Here is a 15,556-nt window from a genome sequence, read left to right as displayed (position 1 = left end):
GACATAAATATTACAACTGAAATATTTTTGCCTTATATTATTCATAAAAAGGCATAAAAAAAGACATCAAATAAACATAAAAATGTCACATATAGCTTACTTAGCGCTAAATTCACTGCTTATTGTGGGTGTTAATTCCAGCAATAAATTAACCAACGTCTCAAGCAGGGGTTTTTGTTCATTATCTCTGTGATAAGCGACAAAAATATCCCGAGAAGTATGTTCCACATCAGGTACCCGATGTAGCTCTCCTTTATCTAGATGGCTTTTAGCTAAAACTTCAGGAATAAATGCACTACCTCCACATTGTAGTATCAAATCTAATGCAATGCGCCCTGTGCTGGTACGAAAATAAGGGGGTGTCCGCCCAGTAAATTGTCGCGCATGCCAAAGGGAGAAGGTAGTTCCCCAGTCAACATAGACATATTGATTATCAAAAAAGTTTTCATTTGCTGCGCCTTCAAATGCACTAATAGGAATAATTGGTAAGGTGCAAATGCGTTCAACGACCAACTCATCAACTTTAGGCGGATCAAATAAAATAGCTAAATCTAAAGTACGCTCTAATAATAACCGCGTGCTCTCTTGTTGTGCTTTAACTTCTGCAACCAACGATACGCCAGGCATAGCAGATACTATATTTGTGATACCAAACTGTAAAAAAGCATCCCAAATATTAGGGGTGCCAGCTAAACTCACTTGTTTATGCATATTATCAGCAAGTGCAACATCGACTTTAGCCCGTTGCATTCCTGTTATAATCATTTGCGCATGGGGTAACAAGCGCTCGCCGGGGGCGGTCAATTGGATATTATTGCGTTGGCGGATAAATAAATTAACCCCTAACCCTTGTTCTAGTTGACGAATACGAAAACTCACCGCAGACTGTGTAATATAAAGGTTTTCTGCTGCTTTGCCAAAGTGGCGAGTACGCACTACTTCGACAAAGGTTTTCAATAAATCTATATCCAATTACTTATCCTCACGATAAAAATTTTTTGTTTAATAAATTGCGCAACTTGATCCATACTCCAGCCAGTATATAGGGCATGAGGAAACAGCCATGAGCAACGATATTTCACTACTTCGCCAAGCATTTGTAAGCCAACGTCAGTTTTATGATGACCAGAATTTCCCACGCGGATTCGGCCGCAGCGGTAATTTCACTTTATTAGAAGCTAACATACTTGAACAACACGGCGTGGTACTCAAAGGGTTATACAACAAAACCCTTGAACCACAAAACGAAATTCAAGCACAATTTCTTGCTGTTGTTTCAGGTAGTCAAGAGCCAACTAACGCAATTGAGCGAGCTTGGATAAAATACCTCAAGCTAACGACCTGTAAAACTAAATTTCATACGCTATTTGGGCGCTCTCGGATCTCAAGTCCAACGCCACAGAGTCAAGACTACTATTCGGAGTCAGATAGCCTATAAAAGTAATGGTGCTATTTGCTTTTTCGTGTTTTAACAGTTACAACTTGTATAAGCAATACTATTTGGTCCGGCCAAAAAACAAGGTGTTACGTGACACGGAAAATACTCATCATTGAAGATACGCCAACTATAGCGCGAGTGCAAAAACACATTGCAATTAAAGTTGGCTATGATGCCGATATAGCAGATTCATTAGCGCAAGCGAAAGAGTTGATCAGTAAAAATCGCTACTTTTGCGCTGTTGTAGATTTTATTTTGCCTGATGCTCCGCAAGGTGAAGCAGTTCCCTGCACTATTGCAGCTGAAATCCCCACGATTGTAATGACTGGCAACATCGATTTAAAAACCCGTAATACTGTTGAAAAATATCCTATCATTGATTACATCACTAAAGAGAATAAACAAGCTTATCTATATTTAGAAAAACAATTGCAACGCCTACCTCGCAACGAAAATGTTAAAGTATTGGTGGTTGATGACTCAGTTGCTACTCGACGCCATATTTGTAACTTACTTAAACGCCATAAATATCAAATTTTAGAAGCCAACGATGGTGTTGAAGCACTCGCCATGCTTGAACACACCCCCGATATAGCGGTGATCATTACCGATAACGAAATGCCCAACATGAATGGTGATGAGTTATGTAGTGAGATCCGCCGTTTATACAGCAATGATGAAAAAGCCATCATTGGCATTTCCGGCTCTAATGCAGCTCACCTTTCAGCACGCTTTTTAAAAAATGGCGCCAACGATTATTTACGTAGACCGTTTAACAATGAAGAGTTTTACTGTCGTTTGAGCCAAAACGTTGACATGTTAGAGCAAATTACCACCATTCGCTTGCAAGCCAATACAGACTATTTAACTAAGTTACCCAATCGTCGTTACTTCTTTGAAGAAACAACGAAATCGTTAAAGCAAATGCAGAAAAAACAATTAACACCTTCTTTAGCAATGTTTGATATTGACCACTTTAAATCTATCAACGATAGCTACGGCCATGATGCTGGCGATGAAGTACTCAAAGGATTTGCTAGCTGTTTTGCGAAATATTTTAAAAAGTACTTCGCAGCTCGTTTAGGTGGTGAAGAATTTGTGGTCTATTTTAATGATGTGGATAAAACTGAAGTATTAAAACGCCTTGAAGATTTTCGCCATTTCATTGAGCTTAATAGCCCTGAGCTTAGTCAGCAAAAAATTCAATTTACCTTGTCTATCGGTTACGCACACGAGCCTGTTTATCAAATCGATGAATTATTAAAACAGGCTGATATTAAGCTTTATGAGGCCAAAAAAACGGGCCGTAATAAAGTCAGTGCTTAAACAGGCTTAGTTACTGGTGGGATATTTTCACGCTTGCGCTTTTGTGATTGCCGATACGAATCACAACTAAAAATTGCCAAAGCACTCCAAATACAGGCAAATGTTACTATACGTTCACCGCTGAATACTTCACCATAAAACACCACCGCTAAAATAAACATTAAGCTTGGCCCAATGTACTGAAAAAATCCTAAGGTAGTATATTGCAATCGCTTAGCGGCGCCTATAAAACACAACAAAGGTAACGTCGTAATAACGCCCGCGCTGATCAATAACACATTGGTATACCAATCATTAGCAGAAAAATCGGAGCTTGCTGTAGGCACCATTAACCACCAATAAACTAAAGCAACTGGCAATAATATTAACGCTTCGAGTAACAACCCTGGCAATGATTCAATGGGCAATTTTTTACGTAGTAAGCCATAGATTGCAAATGAGCTTGCCAATGACAAGGCAACAACCGGAAAAGAACCAAAGCTAATCACTTGGATCACCACGCCACACAATGCCAACGCTACCGCTAACGCCTGCCACTTACGAAGCTTTTCTCCTAAAAATAGCATGCCGAGTAACACATTTAATAATGGATTGATGTAATAACCTAGACTCGCATCAAGCATATGATCATTATTTACCGCCCAAATAAACAATCCCCAGTTAAAACCAAGTAAGGTGGCAGTAATCACCAACATGGCAATTAACTTAGGTTGTTTGAAAACATGTTGGACTTTATGCCATTGCTTCAATACAGCAACTATAATGACGATAAATAATACCGACCATACAACTCGGTGCATCAGTATTTCAAACGCCGAAATGTGCTGCAGCAATTTAAAGTATATAGGCGCTAAGCCCCACATAAAAAAAGCCATACAGGCTAAAATAACGCCTTTACGCTGTTCAGGATTAGTTGGCATAAATTTTTTCTGAAATGGATGAAAGACGGCTAGTCTACCTGTCTGCTAGGCTTTATCCAACTAAATAAGTCGCCGTGCCAAAAGCGATTTGAGTACCTTGTTCATTATGTAACTCCATTCGACATACGCATACCTTATTACCTGAGCGAATGAGCTTAGCACTGGCGGTAAATTCAAGCCCTTTACCAGGTCGTAAATAATCGGTTCGTAAGTCGATGGTACCCAATGTTGCCAACTTTTTTTGCACGCTTGGCATATCAAGTTCGCTGAGTTTATCAATCATCGCAGCCGCAGCAAGCATACCGCCGACATTATCTAGTACCGCTGAGATCACCCCGCCATGGAGAATTTTTTGCGCCGGATTACCAATAAAAACATCCTGCCAAGGAAAACTTATTTGCGCTTGCTCAGCATCTAGTGACTTAACTTTAATTTGTAAAAACTGATTAAACGGCATTTGCTCAACAAATACTTTAGCAACTCGATCAATTAAAATGGCTTTATTCATTATTATTATCTGCAAACTTTATAACTGGTAAGACGAGTAAAGCACAACTAAAAAGAAAGTGCGATAAAAAGCACCTATGCAAGGTCGCCTAAAAGCTCTAAAATGAGCGCGATGAATACACCAATCCCCACACCAAGCACCGTTGTGCGCAGTCCCGCCGCTATACTCAAGCAAGTGTTTGGTTATAGCGAGTTTCGTGATGGCCAAGAAACGGTGATCGACGCAGCCCTTAACGGCCAAGACACGCTGGTATTATTACCCACTGGCGGTGGCAAATCCGTTTGCTATCAAGTACCGGCATTGGCTTTGAGTGGCCTGACCGTGGTTATTTCACCGCTGATCTCACTAATGCAAGATCAAGTATCACAACTACAAGCGTTAGGGGTTAAAGCGGCGTATATCAACAACAGCCTTAACCGCGACGAACAACAGCAGATATATCAACAACTGCACAATGGCTTGCTCAAACTACTTTATGTTGCTCCAGAAAAAGTACTACAGCACGAATTTAAAGAGCGCTTAAGCCATCTCAATATTAGTTTATTTGCAATTGACGAAGCTCACTGTGTGTCCCATTGGGGCCATGATTTTCGCCCACATTACTGTCGACTAAGCGAGCTTAAACAGCATTTTCCACATGTGCCGATGATGGCGCTGACTGCCACTGCCGATAAAGCAACCCGCTTTGATATAGTTCAGCAGCTGGGTTTAACCGCCCCCTATATTCATACTGGCAGTTTTGACAGACCCAATATTCGTTACACTATTGAAGAAAAGTTCAAGCCGTTAGCGCAATTACTTCGCTACTTAAAAGAACAACAAAATCAAAGTGGTATCATTTATTGCACCAGCCGTAAACGGGTTGACGAAATAGCAGAAAAAATTGCCGATGCTGGCATGAATGCAGCGGCTTACCATGCCGGTATGAGTAACGAACAACGCCAATTTGTGCAAACAGGCTTTGCCCGCGATGATATTCAAATTGTGGTAGCCACCGTTGCCTTTGGTATGGGGATTAATAAACCCAATGTCCGTTTTGTATTGCATTACGATATTCCCAAAAGTATTGAATCTTACTATCAGGAAACTGGCCGTGCTGGCCGTGATGGGCTTGCAGCTGAAGCAATTATGTATTTTGATCCGGCCGATATTGGCCGTGTTAGGCGCTTTTTTGAAGACATTGAAGATGAACAACGTCGGCGTGTTGAAGAGCAACGTTTTAATGCCATGGCCAGCTTTGCAGAAGCGCAAACTTGTCGCCGGCAGATACTGCTTAACTATTTTAGTGAATACCAGCGCGAACCGTGTGGTAACTGTGATATTTGCTTGAATCCACCAAAAAGCTTTGATGGTACCTTAGTGGCGCAGCAAGCTCTGTCATGCGTGTATCGTGCCGAACAGCGCTTTGGTTTAGGTTACATTGTGGAATTACTGCGTGGGGCCAATACCAGCCGTATTCGTGATAATAATCACCATCAGCTCAGTACCTATGGCATAGGTAAAGATCACAGTAGTGAGTTTTGGCTCAGTATTTTACGTCAGCTCATTCACCAAGGTTTGCTAAGCCAAGATATCACCCAAGGATCTGCGCTGCGCTTAACTGAAGGTGCACGTGCTATTTTTAAAGGCGAGTATAGCTTACAAATGGCCGAGCCACGTCTCCAAGCCAAGCATGTTTACCAAGATAAATTGGCCCAATTTAACTATGATAAAAAGTTGTTTGCCAAACTTCGTGCCCTGCGCAAAGAGCTTGCGGATGCCGATGACGTGCCGCCATATGTGGTATTTAACGATAAAACACTCGCAGAAATGGCGCAGTTAATGCCAACCAATGACAGTGAATTTCTCAAAGTATCTGGGGTTGGTTTTACCAAACTCAACAAATACGGCAGCCCATTTTTACAGGCTATTCGTAACTATTTAGCGTCTTCCTAAGTACAGAGTAACAGCATGACTGAATTTCAATTAGATCCCCGCCATAATGCCATCATTATTAGCCCAAGCGAAATGCCCAATGATGATGACTTTGAGCTATGGGCGCATTTATTTCTACATGCCCCCGAGATCACTATTAGCGAATTTGCCAGCGGTGCAGATCGCCACCAGTGTCGCTTTAGCTACGCGCAACAAAACTTTAATTTAAACTTTGAACACTATAGTAATAGTGTGTGGATTAATGGTGAAGGGGTTGCAGCAGAGCAGTTATTAGCGGTACTTGTACATTATTTTCTTACACAAATGCAACAATGAGGTGGACTTATACAGTAAGTTAGTGTGTAGTAAGCAAAGACTAAGTTCATGTTTAAGGATTTAAATGGCCGTAAGCAGATGTTTTAAATTTTTATTTTTGAGCTGTTCAAGCTACCTGCTCTATGCACCCTATTGCCTCGCGCAATCAGCGGTTCAAACTCAACAAAGCTGTAGTAAACAACAGACTATTACAGCCACTGAAAAAAACCTACACCGCCAACTTGATGGCGAAGAGTTATTACCTGAAAAAACCCCCAATGCTAAAATAGCGACAATCAAACTAAACCAACTTAACGTTTTTAATACTGAACTCGAAGCAGAAAATAACGCGCTATTTCGATTTGCTAATCGCGCACATATGACCACTGAGCCTGATGTTATTAAAAGCATTCTGTTATTTACGCCTGAAGATGCCTATGAGCCAAAAAAATTGGCCGAATCAGAACGCTTATTACGTCGCCAAGCTTACTTATATGATGCCAATATTAGTGCACAAACTAACTGCGACGGTAATATTGATGTCACTGTAGAGACCCGCGACTTATGGACATTACTACCCGAGATCAGCTTTAGTCGTAGTGGCGGCGAAAATAAATCGAGCATCGGCTTTCGCGAATCAAATTTATTTGGCTGGGGGAAACGCCTGTCACTGTCGCGCACAACCGATGCTGAGCGCAATGGTTACTTATTTGTTTATGATGACCCGAATATACTGTCTAGCCGCTACCGTGGCCGCGTCGAGTATTCTGATAACGATGATGGGAAACGCCATTTACTTGAGTTAACTTACCCGTTTTATTCGATTGATACTCCCTATAGTTATGGCTTATTGAGTTTATCTGATCAACGTATTGAATCGCTCTATAAACGCGGCGAAGTATTCAGTAAATTTTCTCAAAAAACCGAATATAACCGTATATTTTTTGGCCATTCCAAACAACTTAGTAATAGCTGGACACAGCGTCTCAGTGTTGGTTATACCCACGAACAACAGAGCTTTTTCAGCACCGCTGACACCTATACACCGCTGGCCGAAAAACGAGAGCTAAGTTACCCCTATATAAGCGGCAACTGGTTTGAAGATCACTTTGTTAAAGTAAGAAATTTCGACAGTATTTATCGTACTGAAGACCTCAACTTAGGTTGGAACCTACAAGCTTTACTCGGTTATTCAAGTGAAGAACTAAGCAATGATGCAAGTCGTGCCGTTTATTCCTTTCATGCAAAAAAAGCCCACTTTAGCGGTAACAATACGCTATGGCGCTTTCAGGCCAGTCTCGATGGTTATTGGAACGAACAGCAAGGCAAAGCAGAGAACCTGTTAGCAAGTAGCCAAGTGCAATATTATTTAAATACCAGTTTAAAGCAATCATGGTATGCCAGAATGCGCCTTGATTATGCAAATAATCTCACCCCAGACAAGCAACTGAGTCTAGGCGGAGAAAATGGTTTACGTGGCTACCCGTTAGACTATCAACAAGGTGACCGCAGCTTTTTAGTTAATTTAGAAAAACGTTACTATTGGGAGTACGACTTGCTGCAACTTTTTAAAGTTGGTGGTGCTGCGTTTTTTGACATCGGTCGCGCTTGGTTCAACGATAAAAATAACGGCGATAATGGCCAAGTGTTGAAAAATATTGGTGTTGGGTTAAGGCTAGCACCAAGTAGAGCTAATGCCGGTACCGTGATCCATTTAGATATTGCCGCTCCCCTTGATAAAGATGATGATGTTGACTCAATCCAATGGCTTGTCACTGTAAAAAATACCTTTTAAAGGTCACGAAAAACGCTAAAATACGGCTCAGATAAAGCTGATTTGGACAGGTTGTGGAACTACTTGATATTCTTAGTATGCAATATAGATGGGTGGTAACATTAGTTGCCTTACTGGCATTTCCATTGCTGTTAAAACTCACCAAAAAATTGCTCGAAAAAACCATCAAAGGTAAGGTCGACATTCATCGTAAATACCGCGCAGAGCTGCTACTAAAAATTATTCTCGCATTTGTGATGCTCTGTTTAGTGCTGGTTTTTTGGGGCATTGAATTACGCGGTTTACTGGTTCTTGGCTCATCCTTGTTTGCCATGCTAGGCGTTGCACTGTTTGCTGCTTGGTCACTGTTAAGCAACCTCACCTCCTTTTTACTGATGTTTATTCAAAATGACTGTCGTGTTGGCTATTGGGTTAGAGTGATTGATGGCGCTAACTTTGTAGAAGGACGTATTGTCGAAATGGGCTTAATGAATGTGGTGCTTGAGCATATTGATGGTCATCGCGTTATTTACCCAAACAACTTGTTTGTTACCCGTCCGGTGATGGTGTTAAGCAATGAGCCAAAACCAACAAAAGTGGCTGCTACTAAACGTATTATTGGCCCCAAAAAGCCATCATAAATGACCACCAGTTCAAGGTAAAAAAAAGCCGCTTAAGAAAGTCTCTTCAGCGGCTTTTTAATCAACCCGTTAAATTAGCTTAATTATTTAAATCAGCTGTTTTTAACTCATCTTCAATATCACTAATTTCATCAATAAAGGTTTCTAACTGCTGCTCAACTAAGCTATTTGCATGCGCAAAATACGCTAAGTGGAACACTGCATCACCTTCATTAACTAACGGCATGGTTTGCTGGCCGATCACGATACCACTGCGTGGTGCTAACAACTCAAGCTCTGAGTCACCTAATGGGCTACTGATATACGCCAATATTTGGCCTTTCATTACCCGCTCACCCAGTGAGACTTGCGCGCGAACAATACCATCAACCTCGGCACGCACCCAACTGGTCGAGCTTGCAATAATCGGTTCAGGTAACTTTTTAGCGCGCTTACCACGGATCATTTTTAAATGTCGCATAACGTAATCAACGCCTTGCATACCTGCTGCAATGGCTATTGGGTCAAAGCGTAATGCTTCACCGGCTTCATAGGTAATAACTGGAATACCAAGGTTAGCAGCTTCACTGCGAAGCGAGCCATTACGTAAAGAGGCATCGATCACCGCCGGCGTACCAAATGCTTTCGCCATCTGTGCCGTTGCTTCATCACTTAAGTTGGCACGTATTTGTGGCAAATTAGTGCGATGAATAGCCCCCGTATGTAAATCAATAATGTGCGTACAGTGAACAGCCACTTGTGAGAAGAACATATGCGCCATACGCCCTGCAAGTGAGCCACGGATAGAGCCCGGAAAACTACGATTCATATCGCGACGATCCGGTAAATAACGTGACTTATGGATAAAACCAAATACGTTAACAATCGGCACAGCAATCAGCGTACCACGCAGCTGGTTAGCATCTATTTTTGCTAATAATTGGCGCACTACTTCTACGCCATTGAGTTCATCACCATGAATCGCTGCGCAGACCATTAATACTGGCCCTGCTTGCACACCATTCACCACTTCGATAGGAATATTTAACGGTGAGTGGGTATACAGCTTTGCAGCTTCCAAAGCCAGGGTTTTACGCTCGCCTACCCCCACCGTTTCACCTAATAAAGTAAACGCACTATTGATTTTAACCTTTGCCACGCGTTGCGGTCCTTTTAGTCGCAGCGGTTTTTTCGATAAATTCGATCACCATGCCTGCAATATCTTTTCCTGTTGCTACTTCAATACCTTCAAGACCTGGTGAAGAGTTAACTTCCATTACCAAAGGTCCGCGAGATGAACGAAGTAAGTCAACCCCAGCGACATTCAAACCCATCGCTTTCGCTGCTGCCACTGCTGTTCTACGTTCTTCTGGCGTGATACGTACTAATGTTGCACTGCCACCGCGGTGTAAATTAGAACGGAACTCACCGTCTTGTGCTTGACGCTTCATCGCAGCAATCACTTTATCACCGAGTACGAAACAGCGGATATCAGCACCGCCTGCTTCTTTAATATATTCTTGTACCATGATATTAGCTTTTAAGCCCATAAAGGCTTCAATAACACTTTCAGCCGCTTTGCGCGTTTCTGCTAACACCACACCAATGCCTTGCGTGCCTTCCAGTAATTTAATTACAACCGGAGCACCACCCACCATTTCAAGTAAGTCTTTTACGTCATCTGGCTTACTAGCAAAACCCGTTACCGGCATGCCTACGCCTTTACGCGACAATAACTGTAATGAACGTAATTTATCTCGCGAACGTGAAATTGCCACTGATTCATTCACAGGAAACACATTCATCATTTCGAATTGGCGTAAAACAGCACAGCCATAAAAAGTAACCGAAGCACCAATACGCGGAATGATAGTGTCAAAGTCTTTTAGATTTTCACCGCGATAGTGGATCTCTGGTTGCTCAGAGTTAATGTTCATATAACAACGCAGCGCATCGATCACTTTCACTTCATGGCCACGCAGCTGGGCAGCTTCGATTAAACGACGTGTTGAATATAAATTTTTATTACGAGATAAAATACCGATTTTCATAGTTAAAACCTTAACTATCTAATAAATGAGATAAAGCCGGATCAACGACTATACGATTTTCCATGGCTGTGCGCCCTAATAACATTCTGAACTTCATGCTTGCTCGGCTCGTTAAAGTCACTTCTATAGGCCAACTTTTATCACCAGCACAGAGCGTTGTTTCAATAAAATACCGTAGCTCTCGTTGCCCGCTTGAGCTCGTTACATACTTCATCTTTTTTACTTTAGCATGACACTGCACTTGAGTGTGTTCGTCTTCTTGCAAAGGCTGGGCAATAAATTTCACCCACTTTTCGCCTTCTAGTTCATATTCTTCAATATTAAGTGCATGGATACATGAGGTACGGGCACCCGTATCAATTTTAGCCTTAATTTGATTAATGCCAAGCTCAGGTAAACTTAACCACTCACGCCAACCAACAATGATCTTTGCCGTCATAAATGTGCCCTTTAATAAAAAACTGTCTTATACGCTACACGGGTAAAAACACCAATGAAATAATTTTATTAATTCGATGAGTCAATTTAATTGACCTAACTCTTTCAATAGTCAACTATATTAACCATACAGCAATTAAGAGAATTTACTATGTTCAATGGTTTACTACACGCACTTAGCCTGGATGAGCAAGGCGGTGCACATACAATTGAAAACAGTGCAGAGCTAAATAATTGGCAACCTGAACAAGGTAAACTCTGGGTGCATTTAGATTATAGTCAAGCTGAAGCGATTGACTGGCTAAAAAACAGCGAGCTACTGACCGATTATGAACTTGCTTCATTAACAGCTGATGAAACACGGCCACGCATAACCCAAGTGACTAACGGCTGTATGCTGTTTTTACGTGGTGTTAATTTAAATCCAGCACAAAGCCCTGAAGACATGGTGTCGATTCGTTTATTTATTAACAAAAACATCGTGATCACCACCCGCAAACGCCGCCTTCTTTCGGTGCAAGATGTACTTGCCTCATTAATAGCAAAAACCGGCCCCTGCAGTATCTCTGAGCTAGTTTGCCAATTAACACACAACCTCACTTCGCGTATGCAAGGCGTTATTGATAACTTAGACGATACCTTGGACGAATTCGAAGATGAAATTGACGAGCCAACTAAACGTTTCGATAACCAAGGCCTGTCGCAATTACGGCGTCAAACCATTGGTTTAAAACGCTATCTAAAACCGCAAAAAGAAGCGCTTAGCACGCTAATGGCGAACCGATATAACTGGTTGGAGGAAAACGATAAAGCAAAATTGAATGAAACCACCCATTTACTGATCCGTTTTATTGAGGAGCTAGACAGCTCAATCGAACGTGCACAGATTATTCAGCAAACCATTACCAATCAGGTTTCTGAGCAACTTAACCAGCGTATGTATGTGATGTCGGTCGTTGCCGCGCTATTTTTACCGCTAGGCTTTTTAACCGGCTTACTCGGTGTCAATGTTGGCGGTATTCCTGGCACTGATAGCCCCTACGCGTTTGGCTTCTTTGTCATTTTTCTAGTCGTGCTGACCGGTGCTATTGGCGTGTACTTTAAAAATAAAAAGTGGCTTTAGTTAGGGCTCTGTGGCTGCACTCATTGGAATTGTAATGATAAAAGTAGTGCCCGCGCCTAATTGGCTTTGGCACTTAATTACACCACCCAGTTTATGAGTCACTAAATTATAAACAATGTGCAAGCCAAGCCCTAGACTTAGCTGTGCGTTATTGGTCGAAAAGAACGGATCAAATACTTGTTTACGTACCGTATCTGGCATGCCCTTGCCATTATCGCTGATAGTCAGCTGCAGGTTTTTCGCATGTTTACTCAGCGTAATGATGACCTCTCCAGCAGTGCTGTTGTCAAAAGCATGAATTAAAGCATTTTCCACTAATTGCTCAATAATTTGCGCCAATGCACCTGGTGAAGCAAAAAAACGAATTTCCTGCTGATATTGACATGTAACTTTATGCGGTGTCCGCTCAATGCGTGCACGAATTGACAATAAAATATTATCGATATACTCACACAGGTTAAACCAACGATTTTCTTGGCTATCATTGTCTACCGCCACCTGCTTAAAAATATTAATAAGATTAGTGGCTTTATGAAGATTTTCACTCAACAGTTCAGCGCTTTGTATTATACGGTCATAGGACTGATTAAACTCATCGCGAGACATATTACCGCTAGTTGCTTTTTCATGAATCGTTTTCGAGGTACTTTCAAGTATCGATGCAGCCGTCACACAGATCCCCAGAGGGGTATTGATCTGATGAGCAACGCCAGCAACTAACCGCCCTAAGGTGGCATGTTTTTCATTTTCAATCAGTTGTTGCTGAGTACGCTTTAGTTGCTCCAATGATCTGGTTACTTGTTTAGTTTTACTCTCAAGTTCAGCTGTTCGCAGTGCTACTTTTCGCTCCAGCACAGCATTTAATTTTTTTACTTGTTGCTGCGACGCGATTAATTTCGCATTAGCCTCTTCAATATCACTAACATAATGTTTTACCTGTAAATACACATCATTCAACGCAACAATAATCGGGGTAAATTCATTGCGCTTGACGTATTCTACTGGCAATAGATTAACTTGCTTATTCTTACCATAGCGAATAGAGCTTTTTATAATATTTAATACCTGATCAAATGGACTAAACAGCGCTTTAAGAATAAAAATCATCAGCAAAATAAAGCCAAGCCCTATGGCACTGCCAGTAATTAAGGTCAAATAAGACACCTTATCAACCTGCTTATTTAAGTCGCTTTTAGGAACCATAGAGCCAAAGATAAAACCATTTTCACTGAGTTGATAAAAAATGTACTCATCCTCCGTAGATAACTGTGCAAACTCAACACGAGTGGCATTATTAAACTGCTGCTCCGCTAGCAAAGTCGCCGCCCAAGGGAAGTCGTTAATAAACTGCGCAACTTGTTGTGGCTCACCGGTAGAGCCTATAATTAACTCAGAATCTTGATGCAGTAAAAAGGGCTGAGCCTGTGCAGAGACTTTCACACTCACCAAAAAATCGCTGAGTGCTTGTAAAGACCAATCAATGGTGGCCATACCTATTGGGGAGCGGTTATCGTCAAGCATCACCGCGTCAATAGTCATCATTAGCGAAAACGACCCCGCATCATCACGATACGGCGCAGTCCAAAAAACAGGCCGATAACTGGCTTGGTCTAAGCCCCAGTTCTGCTTTACCGCTAGCTGATACCAAGCTTGATTTAAATAATCATATTCAGGGGTATTTAGATCCCAAGTAAAATGCAGTTGGTTATTTTCTTTATAAATATATGGACCAAAATAGTGATACTGTTCACTGAGCACCTTTGGTTGATACCAAAGTCCCCCGCCCATAGCTTGCTCAAAGCTCGCAAATTTATGTTCTAATGTGCGTTGTGCCAAATCTTTAATATCTGCCATAGCAGCAGACTTTTGCTGACGTAAGAAATACAACTGCTCTCCATTGATAGCTAAATCAATAGCATGCCCTTGCATTTTTTCAGCTAGGTGATTTATTCGGGAAATAGCACTGTTAAAAACAGCTTGAATTTCATTTTGCTTAAACTCATCTAAAGCTTGTTTGTAGATCAGAGTATTGAACAACTGCAAGGTTGAATAGGCGAGTATCTCGAACAAGATAACAAAAACCAAAATGCGGGTTTTAATGTTCATTATCGCTGCGCAATACGATTGGCTAATAGCGTGCGTTCGTTCAACACGGCTGGTCAACCAAGGTAACTATCAATAGCGGCGTAATAAGCACCACTAGCAACTGAAAAGATGTTCTATTGTGCATAACATTACCTAAAAAAGCTGTTACTTATCAGTATAGTGCTGTTATCAGTTTTATCACCTTTGTTGTTCATTTTATTCTTATTATGAGTAACCGGTGATAGCTACTGTAGTAAATAACCTATTATCGCGTCAGAGTCGCAGCCCACTGGCATAGTAATGACCACGGCTTGTCTTACCCGAGTGATTGAATTATTTTACTAAAAAGATACTCAGAGCTTGGTGTAGGAGCTGTGGTAGTACTAGAGGATTTATTTTGTTTATACTCGTTTGCTTGCAGTGGATATTTTTATTAACCAAACACCCCAGCCAATAAAGATCGCAACCGTGACGAATACCAATCGTGTTAAGTTACTGACCATTTATAGCGACAGAAAAATAGCGTGATAACAAGGCAGAAATTTTACACCTAGTTGTTCTCGGCAATTGCTTCTGCATTGCTCTACCTCTTGCATCCATGTAGTCGTACATGAAAAATTACTAACGCTGTGAGCGCTTTATTTAGCCCGCTAGAATGGTTAAATATTTAAGTCGATTGGTATCATATATGTATCGAGCTAATATTGAGGGTAGCAAATAATTATTTTTAATCACAAAGCAGGATACTTTGAATCACAAAAGCATTTCAAAGATATTTTAATGAGTCACCAGCTGATCGGCGATTATGAAAATGATAATGAACACTATCACCAAGACATTAAAGCAAATGGCGCTCTCGGTAGGGATCGAACCTACAACTCAGCCTCCGGAGGGCCACGTGATATCCATTTCACCACGAGAGCACATTTGTGCCACCACACCAACTCGCGATATCAGTGTTTAGGCGCAGCAATAATAAAGGCATCTGCAACTAAATACCAGCATCTATCGCTTAGATGCTTATTAATTAAGCGAAATAGAATA

Annotated in this window: 14 protein-coding genes and 1 tRNA gene; 7 read left to right on the top strand and 8 right to left on the bottom strand. The window is 41.4% G+C overall.

Features of this window, described 5'->3' with window-relative positions; translation table 11 throughout:
• Positions 1–96 precede the first annotated feature (96 nt).
• A complete protein-coding gene (locus tag ENH88_RS04605) occupies positions 97–972 on the bottom strand; it encodes a LysR family transcriptional regulator (RefSeq protein WP_283710057.1) in 876 nt (291 codons plus the stop codon).
• Positions 973–1,063: 91 nt separating this feature from the next.
• On the opposite strand from ENH88_RS04605, the gene ENH88_RS04600 reads away from it, so the two are divergent.
• Together ENH88_RS04600 and ENH88_RS04595 are read left to right on the top strand one after the other, a co-directional pair.
• Positions 1,064–1,438, top strand: a complete 375-nt coding sequence (locus tag ENH88_RS04600) for a DUF413 domain-containing protein (RefSeq protein WP_304180167.1) — start codon at positions 1,064–1,066, stop codon at positions 1,436–1,438.
• A gap of 90 nt (positions 1,439–1,528) precedes the next feature.
• Complete coding sequence (locus tag ENH88_RS04595; RefSeq protein WP_304180164.1) at positions 1,529–2,764, top strand: response regulator; 1,236 nt, start codon at positions 1,529–1,531, stop codon at positions 2,762–2,764.
• Here ENH88_RS04595 and rarD read toward each other — a convergent pair.
• Positions 2,761–3,684, bottom strand: coding sequence for an EamA family transporter RarD (gene rarD / locus ENH88_RS04590; protein ID WP_304180162.1), 924 nt, complete (start codon positions 3,682–3,684; stop codon positions 2,761–2,763). The two genes, ENH88_RS04595 and rarD, sit on opposite strands and share 4 nt — an antisense overlap.
• Positions 3,685–3,736: 52 nt before the next feature.
• Positions 3,737–4,192, bottom strand: a complete 456-nt coding sequence (locus ENH88_RS04585; protein ID WP_304180160.1) for a thioesterase family protein — start codon at positions 4,190–4,192, stop codon at positions 3,737–3,739.
• A gap of 111 nt (positions 4,193–4,303) precedes the next feature.
• On the opposite strand from ENH88_RS04585, the gene recQ reads away from it, so the two are divergent.
• From recQ to ENH88_RS04565, 4 genes are all read left to right on the top strand, one after another.
• Complete coding sequence (gene recQ, locus ENH88_RS04580) at positions 4,304–6,127, top strand: DNA helicase RecQ (protein WP_304180156.1); 1,824 nt, start codon at positions 4,304–4,306, stop codon at positions 6,125–6,127.
• 15 nt (positions 6,128–6,142) lie between these two features.
• Complete coding sequence (locus tag ENH88_RS04575; RefSeq protein ID WP_304180153.1) at positions 6,143–6,442, top strand: DUF3630 family protein; 300 nt, start codon at positions 6,143–6,145, stop codon at positions 6,440–6,442.
• Between the two features lie 64 nt (positions 6,443–6,506).
• Complete coding sequence (locus ENH88_RS04570) at positions 6,507–8,216, top strand: BamA/TamA family outer membrane protein (protein ID WP_304180150.1); 1,710 nt, start codon at positions 6,507–6,509, stop codon at positions 8,214–8,216.
• A 77-nt stretch (positions 8,217–8,293) separates the two neighbouring features.
• Complete coding sequence (locus ENH88_RS04565; protein WP_304180270.1) at positions 8,294–8,836, top strand: mechanosensitive ion channel domain-containing protein; 543 nt, start codon at positions 8,294–8,296, stop codon at positions 8,834–8,836.
• A 79-nt stretch (positions 8,837–8,915) separates the two neighbouring features.
• Here ENH88_RS04565 and ENH88_RS04560 read toward each other — a convergent pair whose 3' ends face one another.
• From ENH88_RS04560 to ENH88_RS04550, 3 genes are read right to left on the bottom strand one after another with little or no spacing between them, the layout of a single operon-like run.
• Positions 8,916–9,974 (bottom strand): succinylglutamate desuccinylase/aspartoacylase family protein, encoded by a 1,059-nt coding sequence (locus ENH88_RS04560; RefSeq protein ID WP_192541110.1) that lies wholly within the window; start codon positions 9,972–9,974, stop codon positions 8,916–8,918.
• Positions 9,961–10,866 (bottom strand): 30S ribosomal protein S6--L-glutamate ligase, encoded by a 906-nt coding sequence (gene rimK / locus ENH88_RS04555; protein WP_192541111.1) that lies wholly within the window; start codon positions 10,864–10,866, stop codon positions 9,961–9,963. The genes ENH88_RS04560 and rimK overlap by 14 nt, the downstream gene beginning before the upstream one ends.
• A 10-nt stretch (positions 10,867–10,876) precedes the next feature.
• Positions 10,877–11,305 carry an ATP-dependent zinc protease gene (locus ENH88_RS04550; RefSeq protein ID WP_304180143.1) on the bottom strand — a complete coding sequence of 143 codons (429 nt, stop codon included), beginning with the start codon at positions 11,303–11,305 and terminating at the stop codon, positions 10,877–10,879.
• A 150-nt stretch (positions 11,306–11,455) separates the two neighbouring features.
• Here ENH88_RS04550 and ENH88_RS04545 point away from each other — a divergent pair, with 150 nt between their 5' ends.
• Complete coding sequence (locus tag ENH88_RS04545; RefSeq protein ID WP_304180139.1) at positions 11,456–12,427, top strand: zinc transporter ZntB; 972 nt, start codon at positions 11,456–11,458, stop codon at positions 12,425–12,427.
• Here ENH88_RS04545 and ENH88_RS04540 read toward each other — a convergent pair whose 3' ends face one another.
• The gene (locus ENH88_RS04540; RefSeq protein ID WP_304180136.1) at positions 12,428–14,533 is read right to left on the bottom strand and encodes a sensor histidine kinase; all 2,106 of its coding nucleotides are present in this window, start codon (positions 14,531–14,533) and stop codon (positions 12,428–12,430) included.
• An 827-nt stretch (positions 14,534–15,360) separates the two neighbouring features.
• Positions 15,361–15,435 (bottom strand) — tRNA-Arg (locus ENH88_RS04535).
• Between the last annotated feature and the right edge of the window lie 121 nt (positions 15,436–15,556).

The sequence above is a fragment of the Pseudoalteromonas prydzensis genome, from assembly GCF_011050055.1.
Lineage (GTDB): Bacteria > Pseudomonadota > Gammaproteobacteria > Enterobacterales > Alteromonadaceae > Pseudoalteromonas > Pseudoalteromonas prydzensis_A.
Note: the sequence above shows the minus strand (reverse complement) of the source record. Positions and strands in the feature narration are given on the sequence as shown.